General features: G+C 39.7%; 18 protein-coding genes and 1 pseudogene. 1 reads left to right on the forward strand and 18 read right to left on the reverse strand.

The features are described 5' to 3' along the window. Positions 1-50: 50 nt before the first annotated feature. Positions 51-512, forward strand: a complete 462-nt coding sequence (locus FNT16_RS17715) for a YehS family protein (protein WP_143873062.1) — start codon at positions 51-53, stop codon at positions 510-512. 102 nt (positions 513-614) lie between these two features. On the opposite strand, the pseudogene FNT16_RS17720 reads toward FNT16_RS17715, so the two are convergent. The 18 genes and pseudogenes from FNT16_RS17720 to FNT16_RS17800 form a co-directional block, all read right to left on the reverse strand. Then, positions 615-761 (reverse strand): annotated as a pseudogene (locus tag FNT16_RS17720) (IS110 family transposase); the annotation flags it as partial. A 91-nt stretch (positions 762-852) separates the two neighbouring features. Then, positions 853-1,155: a TRL-like family protein gene (locus tag FNT16_RS17725; protein ID WP_143873064.1), complete on the reverse strand. Its 303-nt coding sequence runs from the start codon at positions 1,153-1,155 to the stop codon at positions 853-855. 157 nt (positions 1,156-1,312) lie between these two features. Continuing rightward, a complete protein-coding gene (locus tag FNT16_RS17730) occupies positions 1,313-1,747 on the reverse strand; it encodes a type II toxin-antitoxin system VapC family toxin (protein ID WP_143873065.1) in 435 nt (144 codons plus the stop codon). Continuing rightward, complete coding sequence (locus tag FNT16_RS17735; protein WP_143873067.1) at positions 1,744-1,965, reverse strand: AbrB/MazE/SpoVT family DNA-binding domain-containing protein; 222 nt, start codon at positions 1,963-1,965, stop codon at positions 1,744-1,746. The genes FNT16_RS17730 and FNT16_RS17735 overlap by 4 nt, the downstream gene beginning before the upstream one ends. A gap of 136 nt (positions 1,966-2,101) precedes the next feature. Beyond that, positions 2,102-2,266, reverse strand: a complete 165-nt coding sequence (locus FNT16_RS20450) for a hypothetical protein (RefSeq protein ID WP_185976819.1) — start codon at positions 2,264-2,266, stop codon at positions 2,102-2,104. Between the two features lie 507 nt (positions 2,267-2,773). Then, complete coding sequence (locus FNT16_RS17740; RefSeq protein ID WP_143873068.1) at positions 2,774-3,076, reverse strand: helix-turn-helix domain-containing protein; 303 nt, start codon at positions 3,074-3,076, stop codon at positions 2,774-2,776. Continuing rightward, the gene (locus FNT16_RS17745; RefSeq protein WP_185976788.1) at positions 3,073-3,441 is read right to left on the reverse strand and encodes a type II toxin-antitoxin system RelE/ParE family toxin; all 369 of its coding nucleotides are present in this window, start codon (positions 3,439-3,441) and stop codon (positions 3,073-3,075) included. The genes FNT16_RS17740 and FNT16_RS17745 overlap by 4 nt, the downstream gene beginning before the upstream one ends. 176 nt (positions 3,442-3,617) lie before the next feature. Beyond that, the gene (locus FNT16_RS17750; RefSeq protein ID WP_143873070.1) at positions 3,618-5,345 is read right to left on the reverse strand and encodes a LamG-like jellyroll fold domain-containing protein; all 1,728 of its coding nucleotides are present in this window, start codon (positions 5,343-5,345) and stop codon (positions 3,618-3,620) included. Next, entirely contained in the window at positions 5,345-5,944 is a 600-nt protein-coding gene (locus FNT16_RS17755) for an RNA polymerase sigma factor (RefSeq protein ID WP_143873072.1), read from the reverse strand. Before FNT16_RS17755 ends, FNT16_RS17750 begins: the two co-directional genes overlap by 1 nt. Positions 5,945-5,949: 5 nt before the next feature. After that, the gene (locus FNT16_RS17760) at positions 5,950-8,235 is read right to left on the reverse strand and encodes an FAD-dependent oxidoreductase (protein ID WP_143873073.1); all 2,286 of its coding nucleotides are present in this window, start codon (positions 8,233-8,235) and stop codon (positions 5,950-5,952) included. After that, positions 8,229-9,461 (reverse strand): glycoside hydrolase family 117 protein, encoded by a 1,233-nt coding sequence (locus FNT16_RS17765; RefSeq protein ID WP_143873075.1) that lies wholly within the window; start codon positions 9,459-9,461, stop codon positions 8,229-8,231. The genes FNT16_RS17760 and FNT16_RS17765 overlap by 7 nt, the downstream gene beginning before the upstream one ends. Beyond that, positions 9,448-11,142 carry a sodium:solute symporter family protein gene (locus FNT16_RS17770; protein WP_246072566.1) on the reverse strand — a complete coding sequence of 565 codons (1,695 nt, stop codon included), beginning with the start codon at positions 11,140-11,142 and terminating at the stop codon, positions 9,448-9,450. The genes FNT16_RS17765 and FNT16_RS17770 overlap by 14 nt, the downstream gene beginning before the upstream one ends. A 16-nt stretch (positions 11,143-11,158) precedes the next feature. Then, a complete protein-coding gene (locus FNT16_RS17775; protein ID WP_143873077.1) occupies positions 11,159-12,484 on the reverse strand; it encodes a family 16 glycosylhydrolase in 1,326 nt (441 codons plus the stop codon). A gap of 274 nt (positions 12,485-12,758) precedes the next feature. Next, positions 12,759-13,052: a type II toxin-antitoxin system RelE/ParE family toxin gene (locus FNT16_RS17780; RefSeq protein WP_143873079.1), complete on the reverse strand. Its 294-nt coding sequence runs from the start codon at positions 13,050-13,052 to the stop codon at positions 12,759-12,761. Continuing rightward, the gene (locus tag FNT16_RS17785; RefSeq protein ID WP_143873080.1) at positions 13,052-13,291 is read right to left on the reverse strand and encodes a type II toxin-antitoxin system ParD family antitoxin; all 240 of its coding nucleotides are present in this window, start codon (positions 13,289-13,291) and stop codon (positions 13,052-13,054) included. The genes FNT16_RS17780 and FNT16_RS17785 overlap by 1 nt, the downstream gene beginning before the upstream one ends. 421 nt (positions 13,292-13,712) lie before the next feature. Continuing rightward, positions 13,713-13,991: a type II toxin-antitoxin system RelE/ParE family toxin gene (locus tag FNT16_RS17790; RefSeq protein ID WP_143873082.1), complete on the reverse strand. Its 279-nt coding sequence runs from the start codon at positions 13,989-13,991 to the stop codon at positions 13,713-13,715. Next, a complete protein-coding gene (locus tag FNT16_RS17795; protein ID WP_143873084.1) occupies positions 13,988-14,272 on the reverse strand; it encodes a damage-inducible protein J in 285 nt (94 codons plus the stop codon). Before FNT16_RS17795 ends, FNT16_RS17790 begins: the two co-directional genes overlap by 4 nt. A 73-nt stretch (positions 14,273-14,345) precedes the next feature. Then, positions 14,346-15,539: a serine hydrolase domain-containing protein gene (locus FNT16_RS17800; RefSeq protein ID WP_246072569.1), complete on the reverse strand. Its 1,194-nt coding sequence runs from the start codon at positions 15,537-15,539 to the stop codon at positions 14,346-14,348. Between the last annotated feature and the right edge of the window lie 38 nt (positions 15,540-15,577).

A 15,577-nucleotide genomic window follows, 5' to 3' on the forward strand; every position in this document is an offset into this window, starting at 1 on the left:
ATTTAAAAAAGTTAGTTACAGATCAGCATTAACCAGCCAATGGACATTTCATGACAAATAACGACGTACTTCGCCGCCTTCGCTACGTATTCAATTATACAGATGCCACTATGATAAAAATATTCGCGTTAGCGGACGTTAAAGTAGCACAAGAGCAAGTCACAGCTTGGCTGAAAAAAGATGACGATGCGCGTTATCAAAGTATGTCAGACACAAACCTAGCCGTGTTTTTAAATGGATTAATTATACAAAACCGAGGTGCAAAGGAAGGCGCTAAACCTGAACCAGAATCGCAACTGACGAATAACTTGATTTTACGTAAATTGAAAATTGCACTAGAGTTGGATTCTGAACAAATTTTGTCAATTTTAGTGCTCGCTAATTTTAATTTAGGTAAACATGAACTCAGTGCGTTTTTTAGAAAACCCACCCACAAACATTACCGCGAATGTAAAGATCAGGTATTACGCAATTTTTTAGTGGGTTTGCAAAAACAGTATAGAGGCGCTTAATTGGCGTTGCCTCAATAATACGGTGCCAAAAGCGGACAGGATCTTAATAAAAAGGCTTGGAATTTAGTGAAGGTTTTAAATTTCTACAGTTTCATAGAGCATTATAATCATCACAGGTGTTGAGTTTGCAAGCCATTGTATAAATTTGCTAGTTGTCATCTCTGTGTTAGAGCGCACTTTTGGGTTTGAATTAATACAAACCTGAATAGCATTTTTGGCTAAATCAACACCTACGATTGCATTTTTCATAACAGACTCCAAATCAAATATTAGACATGAACAAGATAGCTCACTGTTTCTAAAAGGGGAGTCCAATTATCTATCCTTATTTATTATGTGATTATTCGCCAGTAACTATTGTGCAATATTGGCCGTAAAAATAAAGAATATTTATTGTTGAATGATCAACAGATGATACTTTAGTAACTCCACCATTTTTTTTAGCTTTTTCAATTGATGCATCACCAAAAGCTGCTAACCCAAGTACGCTATTGGCACAAGCTTCACCTGATTTAACAGAATTAACTTCTGGGTTGCTAACATTACCATCCCACTTAGTAACAGTTATAGCTCCATTAATTGGTGATGTTGCACACCCCGAACATGCTAACGCTACAAAAGCAGATAAGATTAATTTTTTCATTTTACTTCCTTTTTAGTTAATAAATATTTGAATTTTGAATAGTCACAGTCATGGTAAAACGACAGATTACTGAGCCAGCCCCATAGAGATCGGCAAACCTAATTGGTCGATAAAAGTGAGTTGGTTTGTGACTTCAATCATGCCCGTTTTCCAATTGTTACGGTTTCTCAGTTCCATCTATCTCTAACGCGGCCTTATCAAAAGTGAAAATAGCTGAAACTTCATTTTTAGTTAACTGACCGTGACGCTTCGCTTTATTTACAATAAGCGCATCCGGAAAGTCAGCTTGCTTTGTCTTGCCACCTGATTTTATGGGCTTTGCATTAGAGAAGTCTTTTAATGCGCCCCATACCGACAGACCATCTTCAAACTTTAAATTCGGCTCTGCAAAAAGCGCATGAACTACATCAATAATTTGCTCCTTGCTTAAGTTGTAGCGTTTACCTTTTAACGTCCAGACCGTTTCTGTCAATACTACATCAGTAATAAGGACAGGCTCAGTACCTAAAATTAATTTTGCAGCTTTTGATGCTTGCTTTTCATCGTCTTGCAATAAGTAACGAAGCAATACATTCGTATCTATTGCGATCATTTATCTAAAGCACTCTCTAATGATTCTTGCTCACTAACTTGAGTGTTACCTGCAATACCTTTTAACAAGCCTCTTGCTGCGCCAGATTGCTTTTTAACGATAGAAATAACACCTTGTCTATCGACAAAGCTTTCTACATCATCACCTGCGTTAATGTGTGCGATTGCGCACTGTTCAAGCGGCAATGTAATCTGTCTTTTTGGGCTTACTTTAGCCATAAACATCTCTTTACTAATGTTTGTTTAGTAAAGAATATCACATCTTTACTATAGTGCAATATGTAAAGATACTCTGTAAGGTGATTTACACGACTAGCGCATTTTAATCCCTGACTCTAACAGGGTTGAGCGATAATTATCGTTTAGCCCAGCCATCTTTATTCATCTTCCCTAAACGTTGTTTCCAACGTGACACTGTTGACTTGCCTGCGCCTGCTATTTCTTCTACCTGTCGATTGCTGTAACCTTCGTCAACCATAAGCTTGGCGTATTCCAATAAATAGTTTGCTAAAATAAGCATTAAACTCTTTTTTACTTTGCTGCCGTCCATGTTTTGAAGATAGATTATGTTGTCCTATCGGAGTTGTACCACTATTAACATATTGCTTTACAGCAGTTAACGTAGGTAAAGGACCAAAATCTTGCTGTTGTTCACTATTTAGTACGTACCAATTTGATCATTGTTTGCAACTTTATTTCCGATTAGCGCAGCGAAATCTGATACAACCCAACGAGCTTTTTTATTGGTTTTATTGCTTTGAAAAAAGCCAACCATGACGAACAGCCTATTTTATTTCCTTATATAAACAGAACTCAACACCGGGCTTGTGAGGTGCAAGGGTGCACTAATAGCACCAACAAAAACAACCACTCTTTCATAAACAGATAAGTCTATTTTACTCAAGCAACCAATGTTCTCATAATCTATAAATGCCCACCTCATGTGACGACCCCTCCTAAAATTAAGAACGAAGTTACGCAAGTCAAGCTTTTTACGTCCTTTGTTAAGGCGTTTGTTATCTTTTGATCACGCAATTGCTTCAAGGCCTTTTTTTTCAGCTAGAGATAACATTTTTAATGCCGCACCTCTAGGCTTACTCTCACCTTGCTCCCACTTTTTGACCAACTTATCACTAACATTTAAATAGCGAGCAAACACTGGCTGGGAAAGATTATTTTTTTGTCTAAGGGTGCGCACTTGCTCGGCGGTAAACTCATGAACAGTTGTTAAACACAACGCATCGAACTTTCGCATTGTGGTTTTGTCGATAGCACCTGATTTTTGCAAGCCTTTTGCTGTTTTGTGCACTGCTTTTAAAATGTCACTCATAATTTACCTACCTCAATGAGCTCACCATTTTCAATTAATTGGTTAAGCTCATCCTGACTAAATTCTAAAAACTCTTTTGCTAATTCTTTTAGGGCTAATTTCTCTTTTGCGTTAATATTAGCTCTATCTCTTTTAGCAAACGCGTATAGGAAAAAATACTTATTTCCTAAAACTGCACCGACAATTGTGCGGAATCCTCCGCTTTTGCCTTTATTTCCTGATGCGATACGCTTCTTGTAAACATTACCACCTAAATCAGCATCAAAGAGTCCATTATTCATTTCCTTACAAGCATTAATAAGATCATTGTCTGATAGAGCTTCTTTTTTTGTTAAAGAAGCAAAAACTTTGGTCTTATAGATCAAAGTATACTCCAATAGGGTATGTTTTCAACATGTGGGAATAAACGCCATTCCAATTAGTTATAAATAAATCATTTCATAAACTTAAGCCGTGGTTGACTAATATGCAACAATAAGCGTTTAACAAGTGCTGAGTAACCGGCAACCCGGTCACTTTTTTCAACGTGAATGTTATGTATCTAAAAACTAAACTTATTGCTCTGCATCAGTTGTTTTATTTGTTGTTGTTCAAGCGCGGTATCAAATACATACAACTCGTCGACACTGCCTCTAAAGTATTTATTAGGTTCGTGCTCTGCTTCGTAACCAATATTTCGGCCAAGTGCGAGCGGGCGCGAATTTTTTTGAGTTATTTTGGTATCGACTTTGGCAAAAGATTTACCATGTGTTTTTTCCAGTTCACCGTCTACATACATAAGCACATGTGTAGAAATATCTGAAGATTCGCCGCCATACAAAACAACCGCAACATGGTGCCATTGACCATCGCGCAGGTCTTTCGTGCCGACCACTTGGGCATTATAAGTACCAATTCTCAGCGCCCCTAAAGGCCCATTTTGTGGGTACGGATTAGGTGATATTTGCCAAGCAGAATAAAACTCTTGTGTGCCCCAACTGACAATACCAAACACTTCATGCTTTTCGATATCTTTTGGTACTTTAACCCAAAAGCTAACGGTTCTGGGCGCATCGCCTGCAATACCGGGAAAGTCTGTTTCTAGCCAATTGTTCATGCCATTAAAAGCAATGGCTTGTCCAAACACACCAACGGTTTGTGCTATCTCGCCCTGTCCTGCTGTCGTTTCTGGTGTTTTATCATAGGCTGGATATTGTTTACCTGAAATGCCTTTTCCGTTCGATAAAAAAGCACCCGCTTGCTTATTGCCAAATTGCTTGTCTAATTGCTTGTCTAATTGTTTGCTGTCAAATGACCAGTGCAAATAATCTGAATTAGCAACGGATTTACCCGGTAAAGCGCGCATAAATAAGTTGGGGCTGCTTTTAATAAATTCGACTTTTTCATCTAAACTAAATGACAACGCTTGGTTTTTTCGCAGCATTTTATAAGCTTGCAGCTTTGATGAGCGGGCTTTAACTTCGCCTTCTAAAACATGTACTTGGCTGTCGCCTCTATCGTTTACATCGACTGCAAACTCAGTGCCTAAATCAATAATTTCAGAGCTGGGTGTATCCACTCTAAAACCGATGGCTTGTGGCGGTACTTTTGCCACCAATTTGCCTTTTTCTAAAATCACCAAATCTTGCGAGCGAATATCTAAACGAATCGGTGCTTCGAGCAGTAATATCACCCCATTGCCCATTTTAATTTCACTGTAACCCGCATCCAGTGAAATTTTACCGCGGTTAATTGATTGGCCCACAACCAAATTATTCACGGCAGAAACAGCGGCGACTTTTGTCACAACCGCCAAATTATTTTGAACAAACAGAAAACTTGTAATAAAAAAACCAACAACAAATACCGCAACACTTGCAGCCAGTGCGTAGAAAGTACTGAACCAATTACGCGGCTGTTTTTTATACTGATTGAAGTTGGTAATTTTACCGGTTTCAGACGCCTGTTGAGTTGGCTTATGTTGAATCGGCTTATGCAGAATCGATTTAGGTGCCCTGCCTTGCGTAATAATTTTATTCATAACAGACGCCGAAAAGCCGGCCTGTTCATCCACACTTTGACTTTGCTGAGATGATTCAATTTCAAAACGGATAAGCCTGTCGTTAGCGATTAATTTTGCCAGTTCTTGTTTTACATTCGGGTTGTTTTTACATGCTTCAATAAGCTGTGCTTGTACGTCTTTGCCAGCCAGATAATCGGCAATCAGGCGTTTCTGTTCTTTGCTGAGTGTTGAAGCTTGCGGGTTGTTATCTTGATCGGATGCACTCATTATGAATACTCCTTGAGATTATTCTCAATACATTCACGTAATTTTTGCCGGATGCGAAACATACGCATTGTCATAGCAGAGTGACGTACACCGTGTTTACGCGTCAGTTCGGCGATGCTAAAACCTTCACCATAATGTTCTAATATCAATTGTTTTACTTTATCTGTTAATTTGCTCATGCAATCTTGCAGCGCGTTTACTGAAGCAACTTCGTTATCGGCTGTATAATGTGTGTCTATTTGCTCGTTTATCATCAATTCAAGTTCGCTATCGCTACCAATTGTTAGCGGTTTTAGCTTTCTGATATGATTTTTAAGTAAGTTTATCGCAATGCCCCGTACCCACGCCCCAAAGGGGCGTGATTCGTCAAATTCATTCAGCTTGTTATAGGCCGTTATAAAGGTTTCTTGCGCTAAATCTTCAGCTTCGCTGGTATCATGCAAGCGCACCCGCAAAGCCGCACGTACTGAGCATTCGTAGCGTTTAACCAAGTGCGAATATGCGTTAGTCTCGCCGCTGCGCACTCGATCAATCAAGTTGATGTCATCTACGCTGTCCGCTTGTATACCCGCTTGCGCGTTTGCCTTAACTGCCGTCATGAAAATTAATTCACTTCAATTTCAAATAAGCTTGCTGGCACAGTTTTGCTTGGGTGCTCTAGTTCAATTATCACTTCTGATACCTCGATTGCTTGCTCAAGTATAATTCGATTAACGGTTTGATAATTGCCTTTCACTTCATGCAATATCGTGCCATCTGCAAGCTTAACCTTGTAATTTTTAACACAATAAGGCATTTCATTTTCTGGATGTTCCATTAAAACCGTTTCCAGCGCATGATCGGCATCTGTATCAAAGAATAGGATTAATTCTTTAATTGATACAGCTTTTTCCCAGCTAAGACGAATACTTGGCTGCGGGTCGTTTAAATCAGCGACCCAAGCGTTACTTTTTAACCAGGGTCGTAAATGGCCATTCGCCAGATTATTAACGTTAAATGCAGCAATAGCGGGCGTAAATTTTAAAGCTAAGTTTTGCCCTTTTGGCCTGCGCTCTGGTGTCCAGAATTCAAATGCTTCAATTCCTGAATTTTCAGGTGCAGTTTGTTTACCTGTATTTGAAACCGCTTTATGTACTTTGTTAAAAACAGGCATTGTAGCTGTAATTAACTGCGCTGAAAGCGCGATAGATACCTGCTCGTTTGCATAAAACGTGATAAACGCATATTGATCTGCAAGATTAATATCAGAAAAATCAAGGTGAATAATTTGCTCGCCGCTTACAAGCTCCACTTCAATCTCTTTTAAATTCTTTTCAGGGGTATAATTTTGCGCTTTGGCACTTACACGCAACGCAACTTTTAACTGGGTTGGCCTGCTCGCTTTTACTTTAACAGTCACTTTAGGTACAGCGCCTTTTGTCAGCGGTACAAGTTGGGCGCAGGCTTGGCTTAAACGCATATATTCACCACTTGGGTAAAATTCAGACAGGTTAAGCTCGCTGCTTGCACTGATTTGTGCAAGTTTAGTTAAACCATTTTGTTTATTAAGTGGAATACCGGGTATGCCATGGCCAAATTTGTTTAACCTGTATTGCAAATCAGTCATAAGTTCTGCTGATAACAACTGTTTGGGTGATAATTGTTTTTCAATACACATTGCCGCCGCAGTGCCAACGGCTTGCCCACCATGCGCACAAGTGATCATCACTCGGGTCGAGCCATATGCCATATGCGTCGCGCTGATATTGCGGCCTGCAAAATAAAGGTTGTCGATATCTTTACTAACAAAACAGCGATAAGGTATTTGATATACGCCTTTTGAATGAAACTGGCTACAGGCGGGTTGATCGCTGTAAATACCTTCCGATGGGTGAATATCAATCGCCCATCCGCCAAAAGATACCGCATCGTTAAACTCAACTTGTTCAACAATATCCTGCTGTTTAAGCATATATTCGCCATTAAAACGCCGGCTTTCGCGTTTGCCCGGCACGGTGCCCACCCACTCGAGTGTTAAGTTTTCAACGTCCTCAAACTTGCCACTATTTTTTATATAATCCCAAATACCATAAACAATTTTCCACAACTCCCATTTAATATCTTCTGTTTGATAAATCGTGTCATGAATTCCACCGTATTCTATCCACCAGAATTTTATACCTGAGTCTTTACCTTGGATATTTTTTGAGCGTGGATTAGCGCCAATTTCTTGATGTGTGTAAGCAAATTTAGGCGCGGTGTATTTAACTGGTTTTTCTAATTTTTTACTGTAGAAAAATAGCGTATGGCCTAACAGTTGATTGTTTGCTTTCACTGGCGCAAGTTGCTCATCAAATTCATCGCGCGATTCCGCACCAATTCGAAAACTTGCACCGGCATTAAACGCAACTAAACCATCGCCTGTTGCATCGCAAAATAGTTGCGCGTTAATTTTATATTCTGTTGAGTTTTGGCTACAAAAAGCCTGCACACTGTCTATTGTGCGCTCATTTGATTTGTTTACTTGATACGCAGCGGTATTCAATAACAGCGTAATATTGGTTTCAGCTATGACTTTATCTAACAAAATCGCATCAAATATAATGGGGTTGCCATCGTTATTCACTTTTAAATTCTCAAGCATGATTTCGTCAATAATGCCGCCTTCGCGTGACCATCGGTTATTATTGCCCATGTGAGAAGTTGCACCCAATGCCCAAACTCTAACTTCACTCGACGCGTTACCACCTAATACCGGTCTGTCTTGTATTAATACCACTTTAGTGCCAGCTCTAGCAGCGGCGATAGCAGCGCATACCCCTGCTAAACCGCCACCTGCTACGACAAATTCAGTGGTTAATTCTAGTGTTTTGTTTTGTCTGGTTTGGGCGCTAAATTGCTCTACTAACATGTTTTTTTACTCTCTCTTGCATTTTGTTCACGCTGCTTTTTTTGTTGCGGGCTGAGCTTTTGGGCAAAATAAACGCTGGGGTGATGAATCACATCCGTTTCTTTCATATCTTTATTGCCGCCATTTTGCATTAAGTTGCAATCAAATCTGCCTAAAAAGCTGTGTTTGGTTGTCGGGTCAGTTTTATCGCTAAAGTGTGATATCCCCCAACTAATACCCTGTCCGTTGGCTGTTGTATCGCTATCTAAATTGGTAAAAGCATCTGGTACAAAAGGCCCTGCGGCAATTGGCATCAACGAGGTGACAGATGCAAGGTGAAAATTAACGCCATCATCCGCATATTGAATGCTGTTGTTTTCATTGCCGTTTCGAATAGCAAATGCCGCAATCCCTTGTTTAAACAGAAAATAAGTGGTTTCGTGACCGGAATTTAAAATTGGGTTTAGTGGGTGTTTGTGAAATGGCCCGAGCGGATCGTCCGCGGTCGCTAAACCATTCGCCACCAAATAGTCAGGCCGGTCGCCAAATGCTGATTTGTAATAAAGGTGAATTTTACCTTTGTATACCAGCAAGTAAGGATCATGAATTGAAAACTGATCCCAACTCCCCGGCTCGCCATTTTCTACCACGATATGATTACATGGCGTCCAAGGGCCATCCGGCGAATCGGCATAAGACAAAGTGACCGGACAATGATCACCTTTAATTCCACTGGCTTGCATAAAGGCTTGGTAATACAAATAATATTTACCTTTCCACACTAAAATGTCCGGTGTCGAAACCGAACGCCAGCCGGGCTGGGGTTTAGCAGGACGAGCAATAGCGCAGCCTTGCTCTTGCCAGACAAATCCATCTCGACTGGTTGCATACCAAATTTCAGCTAAATCCCAATCTGTCGAAGGGATGCTGTCTGTGCATTTTTCAGCACCTTGAGGTGGTGTTTGTGTATCACGCTTGGTGTACCACATATAATAAGTATCACCGACAAGAATCACTTTAGACGGATCTCTGCGTGATACTGTGCCATCGTGCCCGTTATAATTAAATCCCACTAATTCGGTATATTTAAAGCTGGTAAAAAGTGGGTTATCTTCCGGCCTTGGCGTTAAATAGTTGGCATATAGACGCGACATTGCCTGACTTAGCGCTCTGTCTGGCTTGGTTTGCGGAATATCCCAAGGAAAACTCCTGTTGTTATTATTATTGCTGTTGTTATTGGTACTCATATTTGACCTCAGCTTTCTCTTGCTTGTTAAACTTCACCAACAAAAACCCACCCAGCGTTATTACGATTAAGGCCATTGCACCAACAACAAATGCCCCTTTTTCAGCCAGCAAGGCTAAACAAAATAAAATCAGGCCAGTGACTAAAATGCCAAAACCAATCACTCTGTTACCTTTAGAGTTATCTGCTTCATGCTGCCCAGCATCCTGCTGCTGCGCGACATCTTCTTTTTGTTGCTGTGATTTTAGGTAGCTTTGATATAACGGCGCGGGTTGCTTTTGGCTGCGATAAATAAGCTCAAATACCGTTAATATTGCAACGGGTGCCAGCACCCCGAGCAGCATTTCTTGCGCGCGGTTTAACGAAAAGTCGAATAACCAAGGGGTTATAAATTTGAATGTGCCGTTAATGGCCAGCGTTAAAATTGAGGTGGTTAAAATAGAAAAGCCACGCTGATATTTTGAAAACAACAACCAGATCGGCGGTAAAAATAACGCACCACCAGTTAATGCAGCCATTGTCATTACCACTTCAACCACGCCGCCCATATAAGGCACCAGCAGCGCAATCACTATGGTTACCAAACCCAATAAAATGGTTGACAAGCGGCCGACTCTAACTAACGTTTTTTGATTGGTGTTGGGATAAAATTGTTTAAAAACATCATTGGTAATAACACCCGCCGTAATATTTAACGCCGTATTTATTGAACTTGAAGTGGCGAATATCATCCCGCCCAGCATTAAGCCCAGCATGCCAACAGGCAATACCTCTTTACACATTAAAAGGTAAGCACCTTCGTTATCTGAACCGGCTAAATCAGGGTTGAGCGCGCGATAAACCATAGGCGCAAGCATCCAGATAACCGGGCTAATAAGATAAAGGCCGCCAAACAACCAACCTACGTTTTTTGCATCTTGTGGGGTGGCAACACAGGTATATCGCTGAATATAAGCCCAGTTTCCGGCAATAAAAAACAGATTGTATAAGGCAAACGCGAAAATAAAGCCCCAAGAATATTCACCGCTGGTTAATGCAAAAAAGTTTTCAGGTGCTTTGTCGATAAAATTTGCAACACCGCCAATTTCATTCAGCGATAATGGCACAACCACTAAAACAGCTGCAGTTAATACCACAAATTGCAATATATCTGTGACGATTACTGCCCATAAACCGCCCACAGCTGTGTAGAGTAAAATAAGCACACCTAAACCAATTATGGTGTTGGTAATAGGTAAGCCGGTTGAAACTTCCACAATTTTTGCGACTGGGTACAAAAACGTGCCGGTTGAAAAGGTAGCGATTGCCAAAAAGATACTGGTATACACTTTTTGCACGCGCCGGCCTAAACGTGCTTTAATAAATTCGGCCGCGGTTAATACATTTGTTTTTTGCCATTTTGGCGCAATAAAAAAACCAATCACCAGCCCCGCAATACACATAGTCCATTGTATTGTTACAGCAACCCAGCCTTGCGAATAAGCAATTGATCCCCAGACAACGAATGTGCCAGCTGAAAAAAAGCTCATAAAAAGAGATAACCCACTCATCCACCAAGGCAGCGCACCACCTGCTGAAAAATAGGACTTCATATTTTTACCCGAGCTGGAAAAGCTTAAACCACAGCCCACCACCAGCAGGGTAAATATCACTATGACACTAATATCAATACTATTCATCATTTAACCCCAATGTGCTTTATGGTTTGCGCTGATAATAACGAACCCAATCAATTTTCATGCTCGTGCCATCAATTGCATCCGTTACCGGTCCCGCAATATCGGCTTTTAATATTGCTAAGCTGAATAAAATCGTTTGTTCGCTAAAACAAACATCATTGCGCATGGTGTGAAATAGCTCGCCATCAAAGTAGAACTTAAAATAGTCTTGATCCCACTCTAATCCGTAGGTGTGATATTCTTGACCAAAATTCGCCACTGCTTCAGCTGCTTGATATTTTTTAAGTTCAATCCACGCTTTGCCATTGTGATACTCAAGCACATAGTCTGATATCAAATTACGGTAAATGCCTTGAGAGTCGCCATACTCTTGCTCCCAACCATTTACAAATTGAATCGCACCAATATTTTTAGGTGTATCCCACTCTAATTGCAGCCATTTTTGACCATGTTTTTCAGACACCCAGCGGGTGTTCAACTTGCCGTCTATGGCAAATTCTTCTTTTGATGGAAGCTTGTTAAATACCCCATTAGTCGTTAAATGAGTATCCGCAGACAGCGCATGATTTAACGGGCTGTTTTGCGGTAAGTCGTCTTTCGCAGACGGATATCCAGCCGATGAAGGTTCAAATACCCTAAATTCAGAAATATGAATAGACGCGGGATTCAGCGAAGTTAAACGCACTTTTTTTGCTTTAATCGCTTGTTTTAATTCTATTGTGTGATCGGGCTGCCCTAACAGTGTCCAATGTTTTTGGTCGTCACTGTGACTAATTCGACCATTGGGTAAGGTGTATTTGTCTGTCCAGTTATGTACATTAGTATTAATAATATTAGGGTAATGACCTTCGTTTATATCTATCTCACACGCTTTTTGCCCTTCATCAACCCCTTGTTTTGGCCAGAACCAAAATGAATTATTGGTGCCGTATGCTTCAGCATATTTAAATCTTGCTTCAAAATAACCATAACCAAAGGTGCGTTTACTCCAGACATTTCCGGTTGTCCAATCTTGACCACCGCGGGTTTCTTTAATGCTTTTTAAGTGTAAAACACCCTCTTTCACTTGCGCATTTTCACGCCAGCGACTACTGTAAACCCAAGGGTTTTCCGTTGGGCCATTTTGTGAAATCCAATTTTTATCTAGCTGTTTATCTGGGTAGTTAAATTCGTCCTGCCAAACGAGTTGCCATTGAGACAAGTCGATACTTTTTTTACCTTTAAATTGAGTCGAACTAGCCGATTGATTGCCTTGCGTATCTGTATATGTATGTGTATCTGCATATGTGTTAAATCCAAAACCAGCGATAACAACAGCAAACGCCGTCTTTAAATAAAGTTTCATATTTTTCTCGTTCTCATTAGCCAGTAAATTTATTTATATGCTGTTCATTGTGTTTAACTGCTCAAAGTGACACATAAAAATTTTCGTATTTCTGATAAACCTAACCAGGTAAAAATGGAATGGATGAAAATTGAATAGATAAAAATGGTGATAGGTACCGAGCTAAATAGGGCTTGATTGAATTGGAGTTGATGAGCTGTAATAGTGAGTTGGATTTCAGAAGTTGCAGTCTAGGGAGGGTTCTCAAATCCTTATAGGTCAAGCGTTATATTTTTCAGAGCGCGCGGTTAATATCCATACTTTTATGTAATATTCTTACAATTAAAATTTGGTTAGTTTTATGCTCTTTATAATATATTACGTGGCTACCTTGAGGGCGTTTTCTGTAACCTTCTTTAATATAATCGCAACTAACCCCTAGCATAGGTTCGCTGGCTAGTTGACGGAAAGTATTGTCTAACTGTTTTAAATAATCATTCCTTTGCGATATTCCCCAAGTTAATTGAGTATATTTGGCTATGTTAATTAAATCGTTTTTGGCTTTTCCTGATAATTCGAATTTCGACATTAGCGGTTATCTTTGTCCAGCTCTGAAATCAAAGAATCATACGAGTAATCTGCAACTCCACTGTTTTCACCTTCAACTAGCATATTGCGTAAATTCATTAGCTTTGTTTCCTGATCTTCTAGCGCTCTTAAGCCTGCACGCACTACTTCACTTGCTGAGCCATAACGACCTGATTTAACTTGCTGATTTATAAAATGATCGAAATGCTCGCCTAATGTTACGCTTGTATTCTTAACCATAATGTAAAACCTTAAAATACCAATATATATTGAATTATGGTATAAAAAATATAATCAGGCAATTAAACGAACAAAATTTACTAGTGAACCCACAAGCAACGGCGGCTTGCACATTTGTTACCAATTCGAAAGTTAATAAAGCCAACATTGTTTATCTATGTTCCCGTGCGGAACATTTTCAATATTACGAAAGGTAAAAAGACATATGGGGACAAATGAAGCACAAAAGCAAATACAAGAAATAATTGCTAGTTTAGGGTGGACACAAAAAAAATTGATATTGTTCTACCAAATTACAAGCCGACTCATTTTATTTCTAGCTTTCTTGTTAATGAAATGAAGGCAACTTCAGAGTCATTAGATGAAAATTTAAAGTAGTGTGATTATAACAACGCCCAAAAGGACAAAAAACAGTTGGCTTTTAATCTTGTGGAAATTTCTGCTTCTGGTGTAAAACCCGCATAATACGAATGGTTTCACCATCAATCCAATATGAAACTATCATTGATACTTCAGGGATTATTAATATGTGTCCTCTAAAACTATCTCTTTGAACGTCCATTAAGGGCTGCTCAATAAGGTTTTCAACTTTAGACTCAATTATTTGATCGGTTTTTTCTGCCACGTCTGGGTTAAAATCAAATAAAAATTCAAATATCTTTTCGCGATCATTTAGTGACTCTTCTTCCCAAAAGATCATGTTTTATCTCTATTACGGATCTTATTCTTTCTAGCATCCATCTGAGATTTTGCTTCATTATGCTCAATAAAGTTAGCTTTGCCGCTATCAAATTTTTCAAATGCAGCATTTATTTGTTCTGTTAACCACAAGTCATGAGCCATTTTTTTTCGTTGTTCTTCCGCTAAGCCTACAGTGAGCTCTCTGCATGCATCACTTAATGTCCGTCCTTGGCTTTCTGCCATTAACTGTGCTAACCGTTTAGTTTCTTCATCAACTCTAAATTGTATGCGAGTGTCCATAATGTATTGCCTAAATCTAACTTGTACTCACAAATGTTAGCACCACTATTGAGTATAGGCAACTCATAAAAAATCATATCCCACTGGTATACAGTTTTGCGTTTGACCAAAATTCTGAAGACAAGCGGCCAATGACGTTCGATTCAGCATTCATCAACATGGCGAAACCAATCCCTAATTCCGGCGCGTAACCAATATCCGCTCTATATCCTTCAACCCAGCCAGAGTGGTAAATTAACTTAAAATCTTTCATTTGATAGATTCGCCAACCATATCCGTAGTGTGCATCTTGTAGTAAGCGGCGCCAATATCGTTTGCGCAAATCACGTTTGGTTCTAATTCTGGGCTCGGTTATCTCTGTGAGTAATTCTTTCGAGAGTATTTCAGGTTTATAGCCTAAATTTGCAATAAGCCATTTGGCCATATCTAAGATACTGGCATTCACGCCCGCGGCGGGTGAAACTTTATAATAATCGGGTGCAATTGACACAGTGCGCCAAACATACTGTTTTATCGATTTACCATGTCGATTATATTTCCCGGTATTAATGCGTTTTTTAAGGATATGGGGTTTGGCGATATTATGACTTTGGATAAAGGGTTGATAGCCCACCGAAGCATTCGCCATTGCCAACGGGGTAAAAATTTTATGCTGTAATAACTGTGCATAGGTTTTAGGTTGACTGGCTTCTATTGCTGGCTGCACTAAAGAGTACGCTATATTTTGATAACCATAACATTGAGCTGGTTTGCACAAAGGTTCAATTTTACTAAACCTGTCTATTATTTTGTCCATGCTCCAGTTTTCATGCAACAAGTTATCATAGGCATTAGGCATTAAACCGCTAGAATGACTTAATAAATGTTTCAGTGTTATCTTGTGCGCAGCATCAACCTCCGCCAGTTTAAAATGCGGTACAAAACGCGTCACCGGATCATCTAAATTCAGGTATCTTTCCTGACCTAGCATAGTTGTTAACGTGCCAGCAAAGGTTTTAGATACCGATGCTAAACGAAAAGCGGTTTCAGCATTCACTGTGCTGGATTTCGTTAAATCGGTATAGCCTATCGTTTCGAGCGCGACGATACGATCGTCTTTAATCACAACATAAGCGCCACCCGGAATGCTGAATTTAGCAAAATCATTTAAAACTTTATGATGAAATTTTAGCTGCTGAGAAGAGTAGATCCCATTACTGAACGCATTGGGGATAATTAAAAAAGCTAAACTGACACAGCATAAAAGAAGTTTAATTCTATTAAACACGATTTCGCTCTTATAATCTAAAACCCGATATTGTATCG

This window comes from Catenovulum sediminis, assembly GCF_007289895.1.
In the GTDB taxonomy this organism is placed as follows: domain Bacteria; phylum Pseudomonadota; class Gammaproteobacteria; order Enterobacterales; family Alteromonadaceae; genus Catenovulum; species Catenovulum sediminis.